The following is an 18,568-nucleotide window of genomic DNA, read 5'->3' as shown; positions in this document are numbered from 1 at the left end:
AAAGTATTTTCTTGATTGAGGGAAAATACAGCGGCAGTGAAAATACTTATTTTACGTGTCTAATAAGTTTATATGGCGTCGACAAAAAAGAGTAGAAAACCGTAATGATTTACTACTCTTTTGTTCGTTTTTATGTTTTTAGGCTTTACTACGAATTTTTGAATAGACAATAATATCATTATGTAAACTATAGTGAAGTAAAAAGCCCGCACTGCCGTAACCCGAAGTGTCTTAAATACCCAGATCAACTAGGTGGGTGTTCGCACAATCGGTTTTAGCGTCCCAAAAAGGGCATGCTATCCGCAACTGAATTTTGAACTCCCTTTTAACACTCAAAGGTTTAAGACAACATGAGTATACGCACAGCGCAGGTATGTAGGTATACCTTGGTAAAAGGTATACATGGTGTGTGTTAGGAATTTTACACAATCGCAATCATGTGTACAAGAGATGATTATAAAGCAATATCTGTAGAAATGCAACATAATTATTTAATGCTAAAAAATGTATTTAAAGGTGTATTGCTTTTTTCGTTATTTATCGTTAAAAGTAAAATGAGGGGCCCTAAGATAGGCAGGACACATACGAATCGGTAACGATGACCTTTAAAAAGAATATAGGTTAACCAAGTAAGGGCAAAGAAATCAATCGTCATCACGCTAACTAGTTGAGAACGCTTGAAAGCTTCTATATAGCCTGAAAATGAGCCTGTTGTAAAGCCATACAAATAAAGAACAAGAGTCATGGTCAACAAAAACAGTAAGAAAGTGCGTGAAGTTAACCATTTATTTAGAGAGCTAAACCCGCGATTCATAGTTGATTTTTCGCCCTTTAGTGCAAAGTAAGGTAAAAGTGCGAAAGCTCCTAATCCAAAGGAGAGCAGTGAAAAAGGCCAGCCTGGAAGTTTAAACGAATCGTTTGGCATAATTAGTGATGCAAATAAAAGAGGGAATAGTCCTAAACATGAAAAAATCATAACGACGAGTGGCTCCACCGTTGTGAACTGCCCAGAGATTAGCTTTATCATGATGAGGTCGTTTTTTCCTTTACTGCCGGGTGCTAATAGCCATGCATAAATAATAAGGAAAGTCCACATAGATAAATACTTCAAAATTCTCACTCCTTTTCGTTTTATCATAGCATGTAAAAAGAAAAGCACGAAAACGTAATGTTCTCATGCTTTAATGCAAGGTACCTTGAGTGGGACGAGTAAACCAGTTCCATAATTCTACTTCTCCTAAAGAAGAATAGGTGATCGACGGTTCGTTCTTTAGTTTTAGCAGTTCTTTTGTTGGTCCTGTTAAGACAATGCCGTATATTCTAACACCGTTCTTTTTTACAAATTTGTATCGATTCATTAACTGAAGATCATCTGGGTTCATCCATCTAATTTGTTGAACCGTCCGCTCGTTATCAGCAAGCACCTTTAGCATCTGCACGACGCGTTCTTCATCTGTAAAGGTTTCTTTTTCTTCATAATACGGTAACTCTAGCATTGATGGGAATCCAAAAGAAGAGGTTAAATCTACAAGTGGATTGCTTGTATCGCTTCCTTTTGTTTCATAACCAGTGTCTAAGGCATACCAGACGGGTGAGATGTCGCTAGAAAGTGTAGAGCTAAGTTTTTCTTCAATTTCTTCCATGGTATAGGCTTGATCAAAAGAAAGCGCAACTTCACTAACTGTGCCTTCTGGAAGTTGATCAAGTGCTCCCCATGTCTCATTTGACCAATCTTGATAGAAAGAAGGATCTTTTTCTTGTTTTACTCGCTCTGGATAAGCAAACGATAACTTCATATTATAATGATCGTTTAAAAAGTTTTTGTCGACGTTTGTAACTCGTTCAAATAGGTGGTGAAACGTATATTGTCCGACACTCTTTTGTTCATGGCCAACTTCTTTATACAGCGTGTATTCGTTTTGTAAGCGGAAAAAAGGCTTTGCTTCGGTTTTTGAGTTTTGGACGTATACGTTTGGTAAAGCAGATTCGATTGCTGCTTTATCAACGGTTCGTAAATATTCACTTTTATGAGTGAAAGAATAATAAATAACTGATAAAAAGCTGCCTCCTAACCAGAGTAAGGTAATAGCACTTAGCACAGTCAATACATTAGTAAAGCGTTGCCTCCATTTCGCTCTTATCATTGAGCGTTTTGCTTTTTCGTGATCAAACGTAGAGGAAGCAGTGACTGGCTGTATTTCTTCTTCATCAAGCAGATTTTGAAGATAATTCATACATTCATCACACTCTTCAGTATGACGTTCGAGCTCTTCTATTTCTGCATCTGTCAAAGTTCCGTCTTTGTATTTTTTCCATTGGTGCTGCATGTTTTGACAGCTCATACGTTCTCTTCCTTTCTTTTCTTTAATTGCTGACGTCCTCTATAAAGATCCATTTTCACTTTTGCTAGAGTAAAGCCAGTCATCTCAGCAATTTCTTCATATGTAAAACCGTGATAATCACGAAGTAGTACAATGTTTCTTTTGGGCTCTGGAAGAGTGGATACTTCTAAAAGCCACGTATTAATTTCGTCTTGTATAAACACTTTATCTTCAGCGCTTGGCTGTGGTGAAAAATGCCATTCCTCCAGTTCAACAGTTGGCCGCTTTTTTTCTTTTCGATACCAATCAATAAATGCGTGATAAGCAATTTTGAACAACCAAGGTTTTACTTCTTCACCGCTATATGTTTCTAAATGTAGTAATACGCGATAAAACGTTTCTTGCATAAGGTCTTCTGCAGCTTCTTTCCGCCGCGTAAGAGAGAGAAGATAGCGGAAAAGGTCGTGCATATGCTGTTCATAAATTTCTTCGAAATGATGCTTAGGTGCCATTTTCTCCCCCTTTCCTTTAACTAACGGAAATGTTCGTCAAAAGTTTCTAATTATAATATAGGAAAATATAACTGTTTTCTAAGCGTATAAAACATAAATGTTAGCATACCATATAGAAGAGAAAATGCGATGAAATTCGACAAAATTCCTTGGTAAATGTCATTTTTTTTAAAAACTAAGGTTTAATTGGTGTTCGGAATGGCAAGAAAATGGTATGATAAGACTCAGAAGGTATACATTGTCATATTGATGGCGTACATAGCATTTTAAAAATGACGCTCGTTGAAACTTCTCTCATAAAATTTTATTTAAACGTTTGAAATAAAGTAGTTTCGGGAAAAGTCACAAGATAGCTCAAACGAGTGGTGAAAATCAAGCTTTGTAGAGAAAAGATGTATATAGTTAATAAAATACAAAGGTGGGATCATCATGGATGTAGAAAATACACAAGGAACAGAAGAGCAAGCACCAAAGGTAAAAGCAGCAAAAGTCGGTGACACAATTCAGCCCAAAAAAGGTGATTTTAAAGGCTATAAAGGTATTGTCATGGTGGTTCGTGATAACTCCGTCATCGTAGATTTTGGAAAAGACGCTGAAACGGGCGAATCAATGAAAACAGTCGTTAATCACAAAAACTATAAAATTGTGAAAAAGTAGGTATCTACCTACTTTTTTTCATGACGTAAAACCTTTGAGAACCCAAATGAAATCTTGTAGAATGAAGAAAGCAAACCGAGAGAAAGGATATGAATTATGGCAATTGAATTAACAGATTTAGCATTACCAAGTGAGGTACTTACTCGCATTCAAGAAAGAAAACAAAAATTAACAACAGAAGATGAATTTTTAATTGGAAAAGGCGGCTATACTGCAGAAGAAGCTGATATTTTAGAAGATGCTCTTATTGCTCTAGCTCTTGGAAAGAACGTCCTTTTAAAAGGCCCGACAGGCTCTGGTAAAACAAAGCTTGCAGAAACATTATCTTATTTGTTTTCACAACCAATGCACAGCATTAACTGTTCAGTGGATTTAGATGCTGAAGCGTTATTAGGTTTTAAAACAATCGCTGAGAAAAATGGAAAGCAAGGGATTGAATTTGTTTCTGGACCAGTTATCAACGCGATGAAGAAAGGGCAGCTTCTTTATATAGACGAAATTAATATGGCAAAGCCTGAGACATTACCAATTTTAAATGGTGTTCTTGACTACCGTAAAATGATTACAAATCCATTTACAGGTGAAGTTGTAAAAGGAAAAGAAACCTTTGGTGTTATAGCGGCCATTAATGAAGGCTATGTTGGAACAGTTCCATTAAACGAAGCATTAAAGAATCGATTTGTTGTTATCGATGTACCATATATTCAAGGAGAAAGCTTACGACAAGTATTAAAAACACAATCACAGCTTCAAGATGAAAAGTTAATTAACCAATTTGTACAGCTTTCAGGAGATTTAATTACGCAGGTTAGCAACGGTCATATTTCAGAAGAAGCAGCATCGATTCGTGCACTATTAGATACGTGCGATTTAGCGTTATACATGCCTCCACTGCGTGCTATTAAGAGAGGAATTATTGAAAAGTTAGAAGATGAAAGGGAAAAGGCAGCCATTCAAAACATTGCAGAAACGTTATTTGAATAAGAGGTGGCGCTATGAGATTTATTAAGTTTAACGATAAAAACGTTGATTCATTTTTATATATGGAGCTTGCGGATTTAACCAAAACATTGACAAAAAACGATGATATTGAAGTGGAGTATCGAGTTTCGTCTTACTATGATCCGCTGCAGCAAATTATCTATTTAAGTCACTTCTGGGATAATCGACCTGATAGTGATAAAGTGTATGGCCTGAAGAGCGACGTGTTTTTAAGAGCGGTTGGAAGCTATTACCACTGTGATTTCCAAGAGGTAAACGCGTATCTGAAAAAAGTGAAGCGTTCATCTGTATCAAGCCTCGCAAAGCAGTTGTTTATGCTCTTTGAAGATTTGCGTTTGGAAGATTTATGTACGAAAGAAAGACCTGGTACGAAAAAAGCTTTCGCTACACGTAGAAATGTGTACCGCAAGTATTTTGCTACTCAGATCAATGCAAACTTAACTAAAAGCGTTCATACTGATGCGCTTTTTAACGGTATCTACCTTTTATTAACAGCGGAAAACCCGTTTGAAGAAATTCCGTTTATTACAAATGAAGTTGATATGGCAATGCCGTTTATTCGAAGCCAGCTAGTAAAGGTGTATGAAGCGAAAACCACTAAAGATATTTCACGTATTTGCTTAGAGCTTGTCGATTTGTTTGATGATATTTTGGAAAAAGACATGCTTAATACGTATTTCTTTTTGGCAGAACTTGATTATGAAGAGCTGGAGACAGGCCTAACATTTGATGATTTGAAGCGTGAATCGAAACTTGCAAACGATGATATTTTGGAGCATGAACAAGATGGCGATGAAGATATTCATGAAGAGAAAATGGAAATGTGGCATCGTGAAACAAGTAAAGCAACGCAAAGTTTTTTACAATTCGATATGGATCAAGGTTCTAAAACAGATATGCTAGGTGATGGCGTCCGTGAAGGAGATGATGGCGATCAAGCGCTTGGTATTGTTCAAGGTGCCTCACAAAAAACGTCAAGAAACGATTATTCACAAATGGAAGCGATGGACCAAACGCATCCAGAAAAAGACGGAGCAGCTGACTATGAGTATGGAAAAGATAATAAGTACGCATTTCCAGTGTTCTTAGATCCAACCATTCCCACAGACGAAGAAGCTGCTTTGTATGGTGAAAATAAGCAACTTATTTCATCTTTTCAAAAAAAGCTCAAGCAAATGATTGAGAAGACGTTAGAGCACAAAAAAACGTTACCGAGAAGTGAACTTCAATTTGGTCGTTTAAATAAGAGGTTGTTAAAGTTATGGACAGACGATAACCCACGCTTATTCTATAAAAAAGACCAAGAATCTCCGCAGATTGACGCGGTTTTCTCTTTACTTGTTGATTGCTCAGCATCAATGTATGACAAAATGGATGAAACAAAGCTTGGCATTATCTTATTCCATGAAGCGCTAAAATCAGTGAGAGTTCCACATCAAATTGTTGGCTTTTGGGAAGATACGAATGATGCAACTGAAACAAGTCAGCCTAACTATTTAAAGACAGTGATGGACTTCCAATCATCACTCAAACCTAAAAGCGGTCCTGAGATTATGCAGCTGGAGCCAGAGGAAGATAACCGTGACGGATTTGCTATTCGCCACATGACAAGACGCTTGTTAAAGAGAACGGAAAAACAAAAGTTTCTTCTGGTGTTTTCTGATGGAGAGCCTGCAGCAATGGGATATGAACAAAATGGTATTGTTGATACGCATGAAGCAGTACTTGAAGCAAGAAAACATGGAATGGAAGTAATTAATGTTTTCTTGTCAAACGGGGAAATTGATGAGGGACAGCGAAAAACAATTCAAAATATGTATGGAAAATATAGCATATTAGTCCCAGACATCAAAGAATTACCGGATGTGTTATTTCCACTTTTAAAAAAGTTACTTCATAAAAGTATTTAAGAATATTGACAGAAATACAGATTATCGACTAATATAAGCTTATAAATGAAAAATGTTCTCCTAGAGGGGAGTAGCTTTTACAATAAAGTCGTCATTTCAGAGCAGTTGCTCTCGGCTTTATTGGCAACGAACGATTGTTAGCGAGACCTTTACCCATACGGTAAAGGTCTGTATTTATGTTTAAAGCCTTTACCACATTGGTAGAGGCTTTTTTCATTTAATATAGACATTAGAATTAGAGGAGAAAATAACATGATTTTACGAAAATATATGTCCCTGTTAGGTGTGGGGGCGGCTCAGATTGATTTAATCTTATTAAAAAATCAGTATTGCAAAGACGAATGTGTAAAAGGAGAGTTTCATTTAAAAGGTGGAATTGTTGAGCAGGAAATTACGCGCATTGAATGTGACTTGATTGTAACAGATCATCACAGCAAGGAAGAAGTAGTGATTGGTTCAACCAGCCTTTTAACATCAAGAAAAATTAAAAGTGGACATCAAGAGAAGATTCCTTTTACATTTGACTTACCAGCAGAGCTCTTACCTTCTAACGATAAACGGTCATACAGGTTTAAAACAAGGTTAACTTTTAGCGAAGGAGTAGAAAGTAAAGACCAAGATCACATTACCATTACTGAATAAAAAACAACCTGGGATTTTCCCAGGTTGTTTTTTTTATTCTTCTTCCTTATCAAACCAAAGCAGTTCTTGGTCGTCAACGTCTCCGTTATAGTTAATTAACACTTCTTCCCCAGCTTTAATGTCTGTATAGGCATAAAACTCGAATACGTGTTTATCAAAATTAATTTCATAAGTAGCATTAGGGGTATAAGAGTGATTAAATAGCATCCCATAGCCTAATAAAATAGCAGAGTGATTAATCCCATATTCAAATGAATAATCTGCTAAAAGCGTTTTTTCAATGTGTTCATGCTCTTCGTTAGGATAAGCAATAACAGGTGCTTCGTGGATTAACTCACCTTTTTTAATATCTTGCGTTGCAAATACCCCGCGATTAAACTCACCATCACTTAATGTTGAGGCCTTAATTTCAATCATGTGTTCACCTATTTATTCTTTCTTCTAAATTTTAGTTCCTCTTTAAGCTTGCCAGTTAATCATGTAGAAAGCAACCATATTTTAAAAATAAATTGGGGGGCAATAGAAGAAGGGGTTAGAAAAAAAGTGTTTATACCCTTTAGATAAATAGACTTTTCTTCTAAAAAAAAGAGCGCACTCAGCGCTCTTTTTAAATGATTAAACGATTGGCTTAATCGTAAACTCATGAACATATGGACGATTAGCATACAGCGTATATTGTGGATGCGTTTTGGCTCCCCAGCTATCGTCACCACCTACACCCATTTGCTTATAGTTAATGCGAATCGACGTTTTATCACTACTAGGTAACTTGTAATGATGATCATAACTTTCAAGCTCAAACGGAGTATACGGTAATGCACTTAATTCAATCGTCGGTGTACCCTGAATAAAGAAACCAACTCCGTTTTCATTGAGAATGTTTGCTGAACGAACATCCGTTTTATTCCCGCATTCCTGTGGACGTAAATAAGGTGTTACCTGGGAGTTTACATCGCTTGTATAGGAGCCAACTTTTGCTCCTGTATTACGGTCCCAATGATTTTCATGAGGTCCTTTTCCATACCAAGAAAGCTGGTTGAATTCTTTTGGCATAGTAAAGCGTAAGCCAAATTCAGGAATTTCAGGAAGCGTACTGCCCGGAATCAGCGTTTGGCGAATAGCAACCTGTCCACTGTTATCTACAGTATATACAACTTCACAGCTTGTGTTTTCAAGCGAATGAAACCAAAAGCGTGTGGTAATAGTTATATGACTTTTCTCTTCTTGTACAGTAAACGATTCCAGTTCTCTGTTAAGGCTTGCTTCTCTCCAAACTTGGCAGCGTTCTTGAAGTTTATTACCCAAATCGTTATCCGTTACTGCTCGCCAAAAGTTAGGCTGCAATCCATCTAGCAATAATTCGGTATCCCTATATAAATAAGAAGTCATCAAGCCAGATTGTTTGTTGAATGTAAGAGTAGCAGAGTCAGCTTTAATCATAAGTTCTTGGCTTGTATTTTTTATAGAGCGTGGTGCTTTTGTCTCAGCTGCACGTTGTAAAACAACTTGTGCTGGTAGAATAAACTGTTCAAAAGCTACTTCATGCCCTTTGTCAGCCCACTTAGTTTGATTTCTTAATTTCATTGATAGAGTAGCAATAAATTCATCATTAATCTGAGATTTGTTATAATCATCCAATGGTAATTGAATCTCTTTTGTTGTTTGAGGCTTTACATCTACTATAAATGAATGGTTATAAATGTCTTCGCCATTTTTTGTTACTGTAAGCGTAAACTCATAATCTTTTAAATTTGTAAATAAGTAATCATTTTGGACAGTAAAGATTTTTCGTTTAAGATCAGTAGCTTTCCATGATACAGCTTCATAGCATTTTTTAACTTCATATAACTTTGGCGTCACGTCACCATTAGCAAATAAAAGTCCGTTCCCACTGAAATTACCATCATGTGGACTCTCGCCAAAGTCGCCACCGTATGCTAAATAAGTAATTCCGTCTGGTGTTGTTGTTTCAAGAGCTTGGTCTCGCCAATCCCAAATGAAGCCACCTTGTAAGATTGGATATTGATTAATAACATTCCAATAATCAGCTAAATTACCGCATGAGTTCCCCATTGCATGGCTATACTCACAGAGAATATAAGGCTTTTTGGGGTTCATCAGCGCATATTTTTCAATGTCAGCTGGCTTAATATACATCGTGCTTTCGATATCAGATGCATCGTAATCTCGGTGATGGAATATTCCTTCATAATGAACGAGACGCGTATCATCTTTTTGCTTGAAGAAATCATACATATGCTTGAAATTTTCCCCACCAAACGATTCGTTTCCAAGAGACCAAATCACGATAGAAGAGTGGTTTTTATCACGTTCGTACATAGAACGACAGCGATCTAAAACATTTTCTTTCCATTCAGGCTTACTTCCTGGAATTGCATCTTGTTCACCTTCTTGCAGGTAACTCCATGTCCCGTGTGTCTCCAGATTGGTCTCATCAATTACATAAAGGCCGTACTCATCGCAAAGTTCGTACCAGCCTGAAGCATTAGGGTAGTGAGAGGTACGAACTGCGTTGATATTAAACTGCTTCATTAATAAAATATCATGAAGCATCTCTTCTTTTGTAATGCCGGCTCTACCTTTCGTCGCAGAAAATTCATGGCGATTTACACCTCTAAAAACAATTGTTTCCCCGTTAATCTTCATTAATCCGTCTTTTAGTTCAAATGTGCGAAACCCAATCTTGCAGCTTTGCGCTTCAATTACGTTTCCATTTTCATCTTTCAAAGTAAGTACAAGCGTATAGAGATAAGGACTTTCTGCGCTCCATTTATTTGGTGAGGCAATGCTTGAGTCTAGCGAAACAGTCTCTTGTTCATGTACTGAAATTGATGTTTGCAGCGGCTGGTTTAGCACTTCTTTAAGCTCATCATTATAAAGCATGGCTTCAAGCGTTACATTTTCAGCACTCTGTTCGATATAGTTGGTGATATCAGCAGAAATTGCTAGTTTTCCATTCACATAATTTTCATCTAGCTGTGCGCGGACGGTAAAGTCAAAAATATGAACTGGAGGAGTAGAATAGAGATAAACGTCTCTGAAAATCCCACTCATTCTCCAAAAGTCTTGATCTTCAAGCCAACTAGCGTCACTCCAACGATACACTTCTACAGCTAATTTATTTTCACCTTCTTGAATATAAGGGGTTAAATCAAACTCAGCAGGCGTAAAGCTATCTTCACTATAACCGACTAGTTCACCGTTTACCCATACATAAAAAGCAGACTCTACTCCTTGGAAACTAAGATAGATAGGTTGGTTTTTCCAGCTTTCATCCACGGTAAAAGTACGCGTATATTGTCCTACAGGGTTATAGTTCGTTGGCGCAAAAGGCGCTTTGATATCATCATGATGTATCCAAGGATACGTTACGTTTGTATATTGTGGATAATCATACCCTTGAAGTTGCCAATGGGAAGGGACTGAAATGGAGTCCCACGTGCTATGATCAAAATCTTTGCGATAGAAATCCACAATGCGTTCATCTGGGCGCGGTACCCAATGAAACTGCCAATCTCCATTCAAAGACTGATAGTAAGAAGATGAGGTGTTAGAGTGTAAAGCTTGTTCTGACGTTTGGTAAATCGTCGTATTTGAATGAGCTGGTAAGCGGTTTAGCTGGAAAATATCAGGGTTATTATTCCACTCAGGAAATCCGTTGGCTGGTGGAGTGTAGTTGAATTTTTTAATTGTTTTTAACATGTTCATCCATCCCTTATTCATTTATAATGGTATATGAACATGATAACGCTTACCAAAAGGCGAATCAATGAGACAATTTTAAAAAAATATAACAAAATTCATATGAAGAATGATGAGTAGGAGAGGAAGTTAAGTGGATAAAGCAATTTTTCCCACGCTGACAGAGTTAGACCTTAGATTACCCTTTTATGTATCAAGTGTAGGATATTGGAAACACCAAGTGCATATTGTACGTGAACACGAGTTTCCAGACTTTCAGTGGATTCAGTGTATGAGCGGAAAAGGGAAGCTTTGTGTGAATAATCAAGCATATACAATTGAACAGAACGAAGGCTTTTTTCTAACTCCCTACGTTCCGCATGAATATTATCCTTTAAGTGAACAATGGGAAGTATGTTGGGTTTCATTTAACGGAGCACAAATCAATGAAACTCTTCGTACATTTGGCTTGCTAACCTCAACAAAAGTTAAGGTAACATATGCTGAAACTCTTTTACAAAAGCTAAAAGATATGATTTTAGCTTTTGAAGTCAAAGGGTCATCGAGTAGCTTAAAGGCTTCTGAGTTAATTTATAGCTTTTTGCTTCATTTACAGAATGATTGCCTGCTGTCTGAAAGAAAAACGAGACATGAGCATCATGCGCAGCTTCAGCCTGCCATTGACTATATTGAAGGTTCGTATGCTAGCGTTGTGACTCTAGATGCTATCGCTCACTCTTTAAACGTAACACCTCAGTATACGTGCCTTTTATTTCAACAAGCTTTTGGTTTAAGACCAATCGAATACGTTACGCGAGTGCGCATTCAAAAAGCGAAAGAGCTTTTAATTAAACATAGCCAAATGTCTGTCTCAGAGGTGGCAGCATTAGTTGGATATGAAAATGTCAGCTATTTTATTAAGCAGTTTAAGAAATATGAAAACCTGACCCCTACAGCGTTTCGCAAATTATATTTATCATCATAAATTAAAAAAGGAGTCGAGGGATGAGCTTTGTTATAATAGAAACTAAGCGGTTAATTTTAAGAAAGATGAGAGCGTCTGATGATCAAGCGCTGTTTCAAATATTTAGTGATCCAAAAGCGATGAAATTCTATCCGCATATAAAAAGCGTAGATGAAACCAAACTTTGGATTCAATCTGTTCGAAATCATGATATGTCTTACGGCTTTAGTTTGTGGACCGTTGAAAAGAAAGGTGAAAAACAAATTGTTGGACAGTGTGGCTTGTTGTTGCAAAAGGTTGATGGCGTTATAGAGGTAGAGTTAGGGTATTTATTTCTTCAAGATTTTTGGGGGAAAGGTTATGCAACTGAAGCGGCTCAAGGCTGTATTAACTATGGATTTCACAAGCTTGGATTAACGAGGATTACAGCTTTAATAGATCCTAAGCATCACGCATCGCAAAAAGTAGTGGTGAAAATAGGGATGAAAAAAGAAAAGCAGATTATAAAGTGGAATAAACCTATTGATGTTTATTCAATCCAAACAGGAGGGATGTCAGTTGACTAATATTGTAACATTAACAAATGTTTCGCTTATACGCGAAAACAAACTGTTGCTAAACGATATATCGTGGAAAATTAATCAAAGTGAGCATTGGTGTTTACTAGGGTTAAATGGATGTGGCAAAACAACGCTCTTAAATATTATAAATGGATACATATGGCCAACTAAAGGAGAAACTACCGTTTTAAATCATAAGTTTGGTGAAACCAATTTGCCAGAAATGCGCAAAGAAATTGGGTGGGTCAGTTCGTCTTTACAGCAGCGATTTCCTGAGGATGAAACAGCAATAACAATTGTTTTAAGTGGGAAGTTTGCTTCAATTGGACTATATGAGAGTGTAACTCAGGAAGATGTGGAACGTGCAAATCAATTTCTCCATCAGCTTAAGTGCAAACACCTTGCTAGTCAACCCTATCGCACTTTATCTCAAGGTGAACGTCAGAGAGTGTTAATTGCACGCGCATTGATGGCATCTCCAAAGCTTCTTATTCTAGATGAACCGTGTACAGGTTTAGATTTTTTGGCCAAAGAGCAATTATTATCGTTAATTCAACAAATTGCGATGGAACCAGATGGTCCAACTCTTATTTATGTGACGCATCATGTGGAAGAGATCTTATCTAGCTTCACTCACACCATGTTGATGAAAGAAGGAAGAGTGTTTTCAGCAGGCAAAACAGCCGATTTGTTAACGGAAAAGAAGCTTTCTGCGTTTTTTGAACAGGAAGTAGGAGTTCAAAAAATACAGGATCGTACGTGGCTATCACTAAAAGAGAAAGTTCCCTATTGAAAATATAGAATTTTCAAATAAAAAACTTCTCCAATCAATGGAGAAGTTTTTTTAAGTTTTTGCACGATAATGTGAAAGAGCTAATAAAGGAAAAAGGTCGTTATAGCTGTGGTAATTAATATAAAATTGTCCAGGAAGTCCAATGCCGGTCGGATAGTTTCGCTGCTGCATGGTTTGTTCTGAGCGATTGAGTAAAAAGGAAACACCATCTATTATTTCTTGATTAGTTTTTGGACAGACACCCAGTAGAGCATCTATAGCCCAAGCTGTTTGAGAAGGTGTACTAAACGATAGGGGCATATAGCGCTTATATTTAGCACTGGAGCATGATTCTCCCCATCCGCCGTCTGAACGTTGGATGCTCTTAAGCCAGTTAATTGCTTTTACAATCTGCTTATCGTGTTTTGATACACCTACTGCTAAAAGCCCCGTAACAGCTGCCCAAGTACCATATATATAACAAACTCCCCAGCGCCCATACCAACTGCCATTCTCTTCTTGATTGTCTAATAACCACTCAACGGCTGCTTGGATTTTGGGATGATTCTTGTTCATACCTCCAAATGAACCAAGACATTCTAGTACCCGGCCCGTTAAATCAGCAGTTGCAGGATCCGTAGCCGCATCTTCTGCATTTTCAAGGGGCAGGTACGTAAACAACGTGCTATCAGTGTTTTTTTCAAAGGCAGCAAAGCCACCGTCTCGATTTTGCATCGATAACAGCCAGTTGATTCCTTTTTGCCACGAGTGGAAATAAGATGGGTCGCCTGCGGCTCGACTAGTTAATGCACGAATTGCAGCAGAAGTGTCATCTAAATCAGGGTTGATGGTGTTATTGTGTGAAAATCCCCATCCGCCTGGTTCAATACCTGGGTTATGAACACGCCAATCTCCAAAGCGAGAATGTTGTTTTTTCTGTAAATAAGAAGTCGCTTTTTTTATCATAGGGTTTTTCCAAGATAAGCCGGATTCTTGAAGCGCATAAGTTAAAAGAGCTGTATCCCATACCGTTGATGTAGAATTTTCAATATGTGTATAAGCCGAGCATTCACTAGCTAATCCACAAATCCCTTCAACGGCCCGTTGAACAATAGGAGAAGTACGCTCATATCCAAGAGCTAATAGAGCGTACACCATAAAAAATGTAGCACTAGCATAGCTGTATAATGTCCCATCATCCTCTAAGCGGTCCAGCATGTAACGTTCGGCCGCTTGATAGCCAAGTCGATGAATATAAGATGGAAGGGATGTTAAGTGCTTAACTTGCTTAAGAAATGGTGATGATTGAATATTTCGTTGCATATCTAGTTCCTCTGACCGTGTCAGCAAATGATTGAGAGAAGGGGTGTGCTTAGACGTGACTGAAAATTTTTTATTGGCAACAATCATCATTGGGATAAAATGAATGCGTGCATAAGCGCTTAAATTATAAAAGCTAAGGGGAGCGTTAGGCGGAACGACTAGAAATGAAAGTGGTAAATAAAACAACGAAGGCCAATCGTATAATCCGTTTGCTGCAAGCATCCATTTTGTCATAAAATGAGCCTTTGATAGTGCATTGGTTTCAATGAGGTATGCCTCTGTTTTTCGAAGAATGCGATCTTCGCGCGTATAGAAGCCAGAGTATAAAAGGGCTGCATAGGCTTGAAGAGTCGCAGAAGGATTTGACTTTTCATCATCGTGCAGGGTCCAAACTCCATCCTTATTTTGTTTTGAAACAATTCGCTTCGTAAGCTTTTCAACAAGCTTTTCGTCCGGGTGTTCAATGCTTCGCAAGAGCATAATTAAGAAAGAGTCCGTCATAACACCCCCTTCAAAGCAATACTGAAAGGAACCATCAGCTGATTGTCTGCCTTGAATTTTTTGTATATAATAATGGATTTCTTTTGCTATTTTCTCTTGTAGCATTAGTCATCACCTCAAATTAATATTTATTAATTCAAAACGCTCACTCTTTAACTTTATTCCATTCGGATGTCTTGTATGAGGATTGAAAGTTGCAAATCGATGTTCATTTCCTGCAAAATAAGAGTAGATTAAATGAGGTGAAAAGGAAATGAAAGACATAAAGGTAGAGATTATTCAAGGAAGAGGTTCTTATTATAATCTTGGAGTACTACAAGGGTTACAACATAAAGGTACAAAGCTTGAAGAAAATCATTTAAAAAGAAGAAAGCGTTCAACTCGAAGTTATAAGGCGAATCAACGCCAGGCTAAAACGTATTATGATTTGTTTGCACCTGACTTGTGGAGTGAACTAGAAGGATTGCGTGAAGGATTAGATTGGTCGCTTGAAGATGTTGTTCACGAGTATAGCGGCTATCAACAAAATTGGGATAAAACAGGATGTTCGGCTCTTATGCAAAACGGGGTGTATGTGCGCAACTATGACTATCACCCTAAAACATATGAGGGAAGATTTTTACTCTTTCAACCTGATCGAGGTTTTGCTAGCGTAGGATTTGGAACTAGAATGATTGGCCGAATGGATGGCATGAATGAAAAAGGCCTTGTAATCGGTTACCATTTTGTTAACCGTCGTAGGCAAACAGATGGCTTCATTTGCTGTACGTTAGCTCGTTTTATTTTGGAATCATGCGAAACAACAGAAGAAGCGGTAGCTGTTTTAGAGAGAGCTCCTCATAGGCACGCATTTAACTATTCACTTTATGATCGGAATGGATATGCAGCTGTTGTTGAGGCATCAGGTAGAGGAGTGCGCGTATTGAGAGGAGGGGCGATGGCTTGTACAAATCATTTTCATGAATTGATTGAAGAAAATCGCCATCATCTCGTTGAATCAACAGAGCGTTTAGAGAATATCCGTAACCATATTGACCAAGCACTATCCATAAGGGATGCATTTCAAGTTTTCAATGACCCAGTCCATGGAGTCTTTAAAGAAGACTATAAAAATTCAGCTGGAACGCTGCATACGGTGGCATATGAACCTCATACGCTGCAAGTAGCAGTTGGAATTGGCCGATCAGCTGAGCCCTTCATCTTTTCCTTTAAAGAATGGATAGAAGGTAAAGCGTTGGATAAATCATACTTAGAAGGAATTATTCATACAACAGAGCCATTTCCATTTGAAGAAATAAAGCACTGATTACCTTTTATTAAATTTTGTTAACAACTTTGTCTGACAAGTTGTCAAAACCTTTGGTAAATGATAACGTTGTTGTTAGCTAAAACTATATATAGAAAGAAAGTGATGTTTTGTACTATTCATCAAGGCCAAGAGGCGTGCATTTATTTATTCCGGGCCTACTGTTTGTACTGACAATTGTTTTATTTACAATGGTGCAAGTAGGATTTTATTTAGAATCAGCAATTATCCGAAAAATTTGGGTCATTCTAATGGCATTACTCCCAATAGCTGGACTTGTTACAGCCATTAAAGGAAAGCGTGGAAGCGTGAAGCCCTGGTTAATTATTGGAAATGTAGTGCTTGTATTAACTGTAACCGTGATGAGCGTTCAAGCTGTGTTTTCATAAGTCTCTACATAGGAAAATCGTACATGAAAATGTACGATTTTTTAGTGTTTTATTAAATTAAAATTGTTTTTGTTTCTACATAGACAGCTTCACCAGCAATTGAAACGCATAATTCACTGGAGTTTTCAATTTTTACATACACCAACCCGTCTCTCTCTATTTCCAGTCCTTGTTCGACAAGTAGATTCATACTGCTGAAAGCAGAGTTGTTAACATAGGTTGCATAGTAAGCACCCATCACGCCGGAAGCAGTCCCTGTTACCGGGTCTTCTACTATCCCTGAATAAGGAGAAGAGAAGTGGCGCCCATGCATATGTGCTGCTTTATGAATGGTTTCAAAGCAAAAAGGGTGAATAGAAGCTCTCGGAAAATCTGTTAGTATTTGAGGGAATTTCTCGGACAAAGGATGCATTTTTTGACAAGCATTTAACGATTTTAATGGCACAATTAAAGTCCAACTTCCCGTGCTTCCGTAAACAATAGGTAAATCAGAAGCAAAGTCATGGACTGTAATTCCAAGAGCGCCCGCTAATTCATCTTTTGAACCTTTAAAAGGTTGAAAAATAGGCTTTGCTTGATTCATTGTAATGAGCACCTGGTCGTTATCTTCTATCTTGATTGGTAAAATGCCAGCTTTGGTTTCAATCGTCAGTTCTCTTTTTGAGAGCATGTTATTCGTATACAGTGCGTAAATAGACGCAATGGTGGCATGTCCACATAAATCAACTTCCTGTCCAGGAGTAAAGTAGCGAATATGTAAGTCTGCGGATGAAGATGGTAAAATAAAAGCTGTTTCACTAAACTTTGCTTTTGTTGCAACGAGCTGCATCTCATGATCAGTTAAGGAATCGGCATGAAAAACAACTCCTGCAGGGTTTCCTTTATGTGGTTTTCGACTAAACGCATCATATTGATTAACTTTAATTTGTTTCATATAGTCACCTTCCTTTCTCTAGCATATCACAATTTTAAAGATCTTGAAGGTAGCAGATAAAGAAGTAGTTCAAATTTTGCGCTATACAAAAACTGGATTTCAAATAGATCTTTTGTGGTACCATATGAATGATAAATAGAGTATGAAAAGGGGCATGAAAACATAAAAAATGTAGCAGCTGCTTTTAGCGTAAGTGCCATTTTTATGCTGACGAGCTGTGCAGCACCATCAAGTGAGTCAGTTGAAAAAGGTAATAAGCAACAAACGGTAGGTGTTGAAGTAAAGGAAGAGAAAGCAGGGCAACAGAGCCTAAAAGCGCATTGCAAGATCTTAGAGAGATTCCTAGAGAGAGGGGGGACATAAAGAAGTAGTTATGAAGAGGAAGCGGTAGAAAAAGAACTATTAAAAGCTGATCAGCAGTTAACAGGTATTGAAGTTTACGACTTGGTTGTTCCTTTATTAGCCGCTAATATAAAAGAAGATGCCATTAAGCTTGAAGAGTTAGATTCGGTTGTTCGAATTGAAGAGAGTGACATGCCAACTCAGCAGGTGAACATACCTGATGCCGAAGAGCTAAACGTTGCATGTTTAATTGATGCAAGCAAAAGTATGAATAGAAGCGTAATCGGCGGCCAAAAAATGGAGCTGGGCAAACAAGTGGTACGTGACTATGTAAATAGCTTGCTAACAGGAGCAAACATATCTCTTCGGGTATATGGGCACAAAGGATCAAAACAAGAGAGTGATAAATTTGCTTCTTGTCAAAGCAATGAAGTAGTCTATAGTTCAAGCACATACAATCAGGATAAGTTTGAAAAAGCACTAGCTTCTTTTGAAGCAACAGGCTGGACACCTTTTGCTTCAGCCATTTAAGTTTAAAAATAAAAAAGAAGCCGAAAATTATCGTGATCTTATTAAGGAGCGTTATCAGACGGTTAAAGATTTTTACCAAAACGAGTATGAGCGAAAAAATCAGATTCGTAAGCAAACAAAAGAAGCAATCGATAAGCGAATTAAAGAACAAAGTGGTAGAGAACCACCTTTATCACTTAATGACTAATAGAGAATAAAGG

At 37.6% G+C, this 18,568-nt stretch carries 18 protein-coding genes and 1 other RNA gene; 11 read left to right on the top strand and 8 right to left on the bottom strand.

What is annotated here, in order from left to right:
- Positions 1–199 precede the first annotated feature (199 nt).
- The 4 genes from ssrS to EPL02_RS01325 all read right to left on the bottom strand — a co-directional run bounded on the left by ssrS (position 200) and on the right by EPL02_RS01325 (position 2,833).
- A non-coding RNA gene (ssrS, locus tag EPL02_RS01340) (6S RNA) lies at positions 200–377 on the bottom strand.
- A gap of 110 nt (positions 378–487) precedes the next feature.
- Entirely contained in the window at positions 488–1,111 is a 624-nt protein-coding gene (locus EPL02_RS01335; RefSeq protein WP_256993240.1) for a hypothetical protein, read from the bottom strand.
- A gap of 70 nt (positions 1,112–1,181) precedes the next feature.
- A complete protein-coding gene (locus EPL02_RS01330; protein WP_131886838.1) occupies positions 1,182–2,342 on the bottom strand; it encodes an anti sigma factor C-terminal domain-containing protein in 1,161 nt (386 codons plus the stop codon).
- Positions 2,339–2,833: an RNA polymerase sigma factor gene (locus EPL02_RS01325; protein WP_094909869.1), complete on the bottom strand. Its 495-nt coding sequence runs from the start codon at positions 2,831–2,833 to the stop codon at positions 2,339–2,341. The genes EPL02_RS01330 and EPL02_RS01325 overlap by 4 nt, the downstream gene beginning before the upstream one ends.
- A 426-nt stretch (positions 2,834–3,259) precedes the next feature.
- On the opposite strand from EPL02_RS01325, the gene EPL02_RS01320 reads away from it, so the two are divergent.
- The 4 genes from EPL02_RS01320 to EPL02_RS01305 all read left to right on the top strand — a co-directional run bounded on the left by EPL02_RS01320 (position 3,260) and on the right by EPL02_RS01305 (position 7,044).
- Positions 3,260–3,490, top strand: coding sequence for a DUF2187 family protein (locus EPL02_RS01320; RefSeq protein WP_025910525.1), 231 nt, complete (start codon positions 3,260–3,262; stop codon positions 3,488–3,490).
- A 96-nt stretch (positions 3,491–3,586) separates the two neighbouring features.
- Positions 3,587–4,474, top strand: a complete 888-nt coding sequence (locus EPL02_RS01315; RefSeq protein WP_131886837.1) for an ATP-binding protein — start codon at positions 3,587–3,589, stop codon at positions 4,472–4,474.
- Positions 4,475–4,485: 11 nt separating this feature from the next.
- Positions 4,486–6,402 carry a vWA domain-containing protein gene (locus EPL02_RS01310; protein WP_094909870.1) on the top strand — a complete coding sequence of 639 codons (1,917 nt, stop codon included), beginning with the start codon at positions 4,486–4,488 and terminating at the stop codon, positions 6,400–6,402.
- A gap of 252 nt (positions 6,403–6,654) precedes the next feature.
- The gene (locus EPL02_RS01305) at positions 6,655–7,044 is read left to right on the top strand and encodes a sporulation protein (RefSeq protein ID WP_247600299.1); all 390 of its coding nucleotides are present in this window, start codon (positions 6,655–6,657) and stop codon (positions 7,042–7,044) included.
- A gap of 33 nt (positions 7,045–7,077) precedes the next feature.
- Here EPL02_RS01305 and EPL02_RS01300 read toward each other — a convergent pair whose 3' ends face one another.
- The gene (locus EPL02_RS01300; RefSeq protein WP_094909871.1) at positions 7,078–7,461 is read right to left on the bottom strand and encodes an SET domain-containing protein; all 384 of its coding nucleotides are present in this window, start codon (positions 7,459–7,461) and stop codon (positions 7,078–7,080) included.
- A 198-nt stretch (positions 7,462–7,659) separates the two neighbouring features.
- Positions 7,660–10,767 (bottom strand): beta-galactosidase, LacZ type, encoded by a 3,108-nt coding sequence (gene lacZ, locus EPL02_RS01295; RefSeq protein ID WP_131886836.1) that lies wholly within the window; start codon positions 10,765–10,767, stop codon positions 7,660–7,662.
- 133 nt (positions 10,768–10,900) lie between these two features.
- On the opposite strand from lacZ, the gene EPL02_RS01290 reads away from it, so the two are divergent.
- Genes EPL02_RS01290 through EPL02_RS01280 form a run of 3 tightly spaced genes read left to right on the top strand, consistent with a single transcriptional unit; the run spans position 10,901 to position 13,063 of the window.
- Entirely contained in the window at positions 10,901–11,731 is an 831-nt protein-coding gene (locus EPL02_RS01290) for an AraC family transcriptional regulator (protein WP_094909873.1), read from the top strand.
- A 20-nt stretch (positions 11,732–11,751) separates the two neighbouring features.
- On the top strand, positions 11,752–12,276 hold the full coding sequence (locus tag EPL02_RS01285; RefSeq protein WP_094909874.1) for a GNAT family N-acetyltransferase: 525 nt from the start codon (positions 11,752–11,754) through the stop codon (positions 12,274–12,276).
- Position 12,277: 1 nt separating this feature from the next.
- Positions 12,278–13,063 carry an ABC transporter ATP-binding protein gene (locus EPL02_RS01280; RefSeq protein ID WP_094910165.1) on the top strand — a complete coding sequence of 262 codons (786 nt, stop codon included), beginning with the start codon at positions 12,278–12,280 and terminating at the stop codon, positions 13,061–13,063.
- Between the two features lie 51 nt (positions 13,064–13,114).
- On the opposite strand, the gene EPL02_RS01275 is transcribed toward EPL02_RS01280, so the two are convergent.
- Positions 13,115–14,971, bottom strand: a complete 1,857-nt coding sequence (locus tag EPL02_RS01275; RefSeq protein WP_131886835.1) for a terpene cyclase/mutase family protein — start codon at positions 14,969–14,971, stop codon at positions 13,115–13,117.
- A gap of 148 nt (positions 14,972–15,119) precedes the next feature.
- On the opposite strand from EPL02_RS01275, the gene EPL02_RS01270 reads away from it, so the two are divergent.
- Positions 15,120–16,172: a C45 family autoproteolytic acyltransferase/hydrolase gene (locus EPL02_RS01270; protein WP_094909876.1), complete on the top strand. Its 1,053-nt coding sequence runs from the start codon at positions 15,120–15,122 to the stop codon at positions 16,170–16,172.
- A 110-nt stretch (positions 16,173–16,282) separates the two neighbouring features.
- Positions 16,283–16,561, top strand: coding sequence for a hypothetical protein (locus EPL02_RS01265; RefSeq protein WP_286175155.1), 279 nt, complete (start codon positions 16,283–16,285; stop codon positions 16,559–16,561).
- A 52-nt stretch (positions 16,562–16,613) separates the two neighbouring features.
- Here the strand turns inward: EPL02_RS01265 and EPL02_RS01260 are convergent, their stop codons facing one another.
- Entirely contained in the window at positions 16,614–17,495 is an 882-nt protein-coding gene (locus EPL02_RS01260; RefSeq protein ID WP_131886834.1) for a PhzF family phenazine biosynthesis protein, read from the bottom strand.
- A gap of 444 nt (positions 17,496–17,939) precedes the next feature.
- Between EPL02_RS01260 and EPL02_RS01255 the strand changes: the two genes are divergently transcribed.
- Together EPL02_RS01255 and EPL02_RS01250 are read left to right on the top strand one after the other, a co-directional pair.
- Positions 17,940–18,368, top strand: coding sequence for a vWA domain-containing protein (locus tag EPL02_RS01255; protein WP_131886833.1), 429 nt, complete (start codon positions 17,940–17,942; stop codon positions 18,366–18,368).
- Positions 18,352–18,555 (top strand): hypothetical protein, encoded by a 204-nt coding sequence (locus EPL02_RS01250; RefSeq protein WP_131886832.1) that lies wholly within the window; start codon positions 18,352–18,354, stop codon positions 18,553–18,555. Before EPL02_RS01255 ends, EPL02_RS01250 begins: the two co-directional genes overlap by 17 nt.
- The last annotated feature ends 13 nt before the right edge of the window (positions 18,556–18,568 follow it).

Origin of the sequence: Bacillus sp. CBEL-1, assembly GCF_004348885.1 — a bacterium.
Lineage (GTDB): Bacteria > Bacillota > Bacilli > Bacillales > Bacillaceae_H > Priestia > Priestia aryabhattai_A.
The sequence above is the reverse complement of the archived record's forward strand: the minus strand, read 5'-3'. Positions and strand labels throughout refer to the sequence as shown.

What these genes read in the sequence shown, in the direction of transcription:
- EPL02_RS01330 (WP_131886838.1), bottom strand. Translation starts at nt 2,342, where the DNA reads ATGAGCTGTCAAAACATGCAGCACCAATGGAAAAAATACAAAGACGGA.
- EPL02_RS01325 (WP_094909869.1), bottom strand. Translation starts at nt 2,833, where the DNA reads ATGGCACCTAAGCATCATTTCGAAGAAATTTATGAACAGCATATGCAC.
- EPL02_RS01315 (WP_131886837.1), top strand. Translation starts at nt 3,587, where the DNA reads ATGGCAATTGAATTAACAGATTTAGCATTACCAAGTGAGGTACTTACT.
- EPL02_RS01310 (WP_094909870.1), top strand. Translation starts at nt 4,486, where the DNA reads ATGAGATTTATTAAGTTTAACGATAAAAACGTTGATTCATTTTTATAT.
- EPL02_RS01305 (WP_247600299.1), top strand. Translation starts at nt 6,655, where the DNA reads ATGATTTTACGAAAATATATGTCCCTGTTAGGTGTGGGGGCGGCTCAG.
- EPL02_RS01300 (WP_094909871.1), bottom strand. Translation starts at nt 7,461, where the DNA reads ATGATTGAAATTAAGGCCTCAACATTAAGTGATGGTGAGTTTAATCGC.
- lacZ (WP_131886836.1), bottom strand. Translation starts at nt 10,767, where the DNA reads ATGTTAAAAACAATTAAAAAATTCAACTACACTCCACCAGCCAACGGA.
- EPL02_RS01285 (WP_094909874.1), top strand. Translation starts at nt 11,752, where the DNA reads ATGAGCTTTGTTATAATAGAAACTAAGCGGTTAATTTTAAGAAAGATG.
- EPL02_RS01275 (WP_131886835.1), bottom strand. Translation starts at nt 14,971, where the DNA reads ATGCTACAAGAGAAAATAGCAAAAGAAATCCATTATTATATACAAAAA.
- EPL02_RS01270 (WP_094909876.1), top strand. Translation starts at nt 15,120, where the DNA reads ATGAAAGACATAAAGGTAGAGATTATTCAAGGAAGAGGTTCTTATTAT.
- EPL02_RS01260 (WP_131886834.1), bottom strand. Translation starts at nt 17,495, where the DNA reads ATGAAACAAATTAAAGTTAATCAATATGATGCGTTTAGTCGAAAACCA.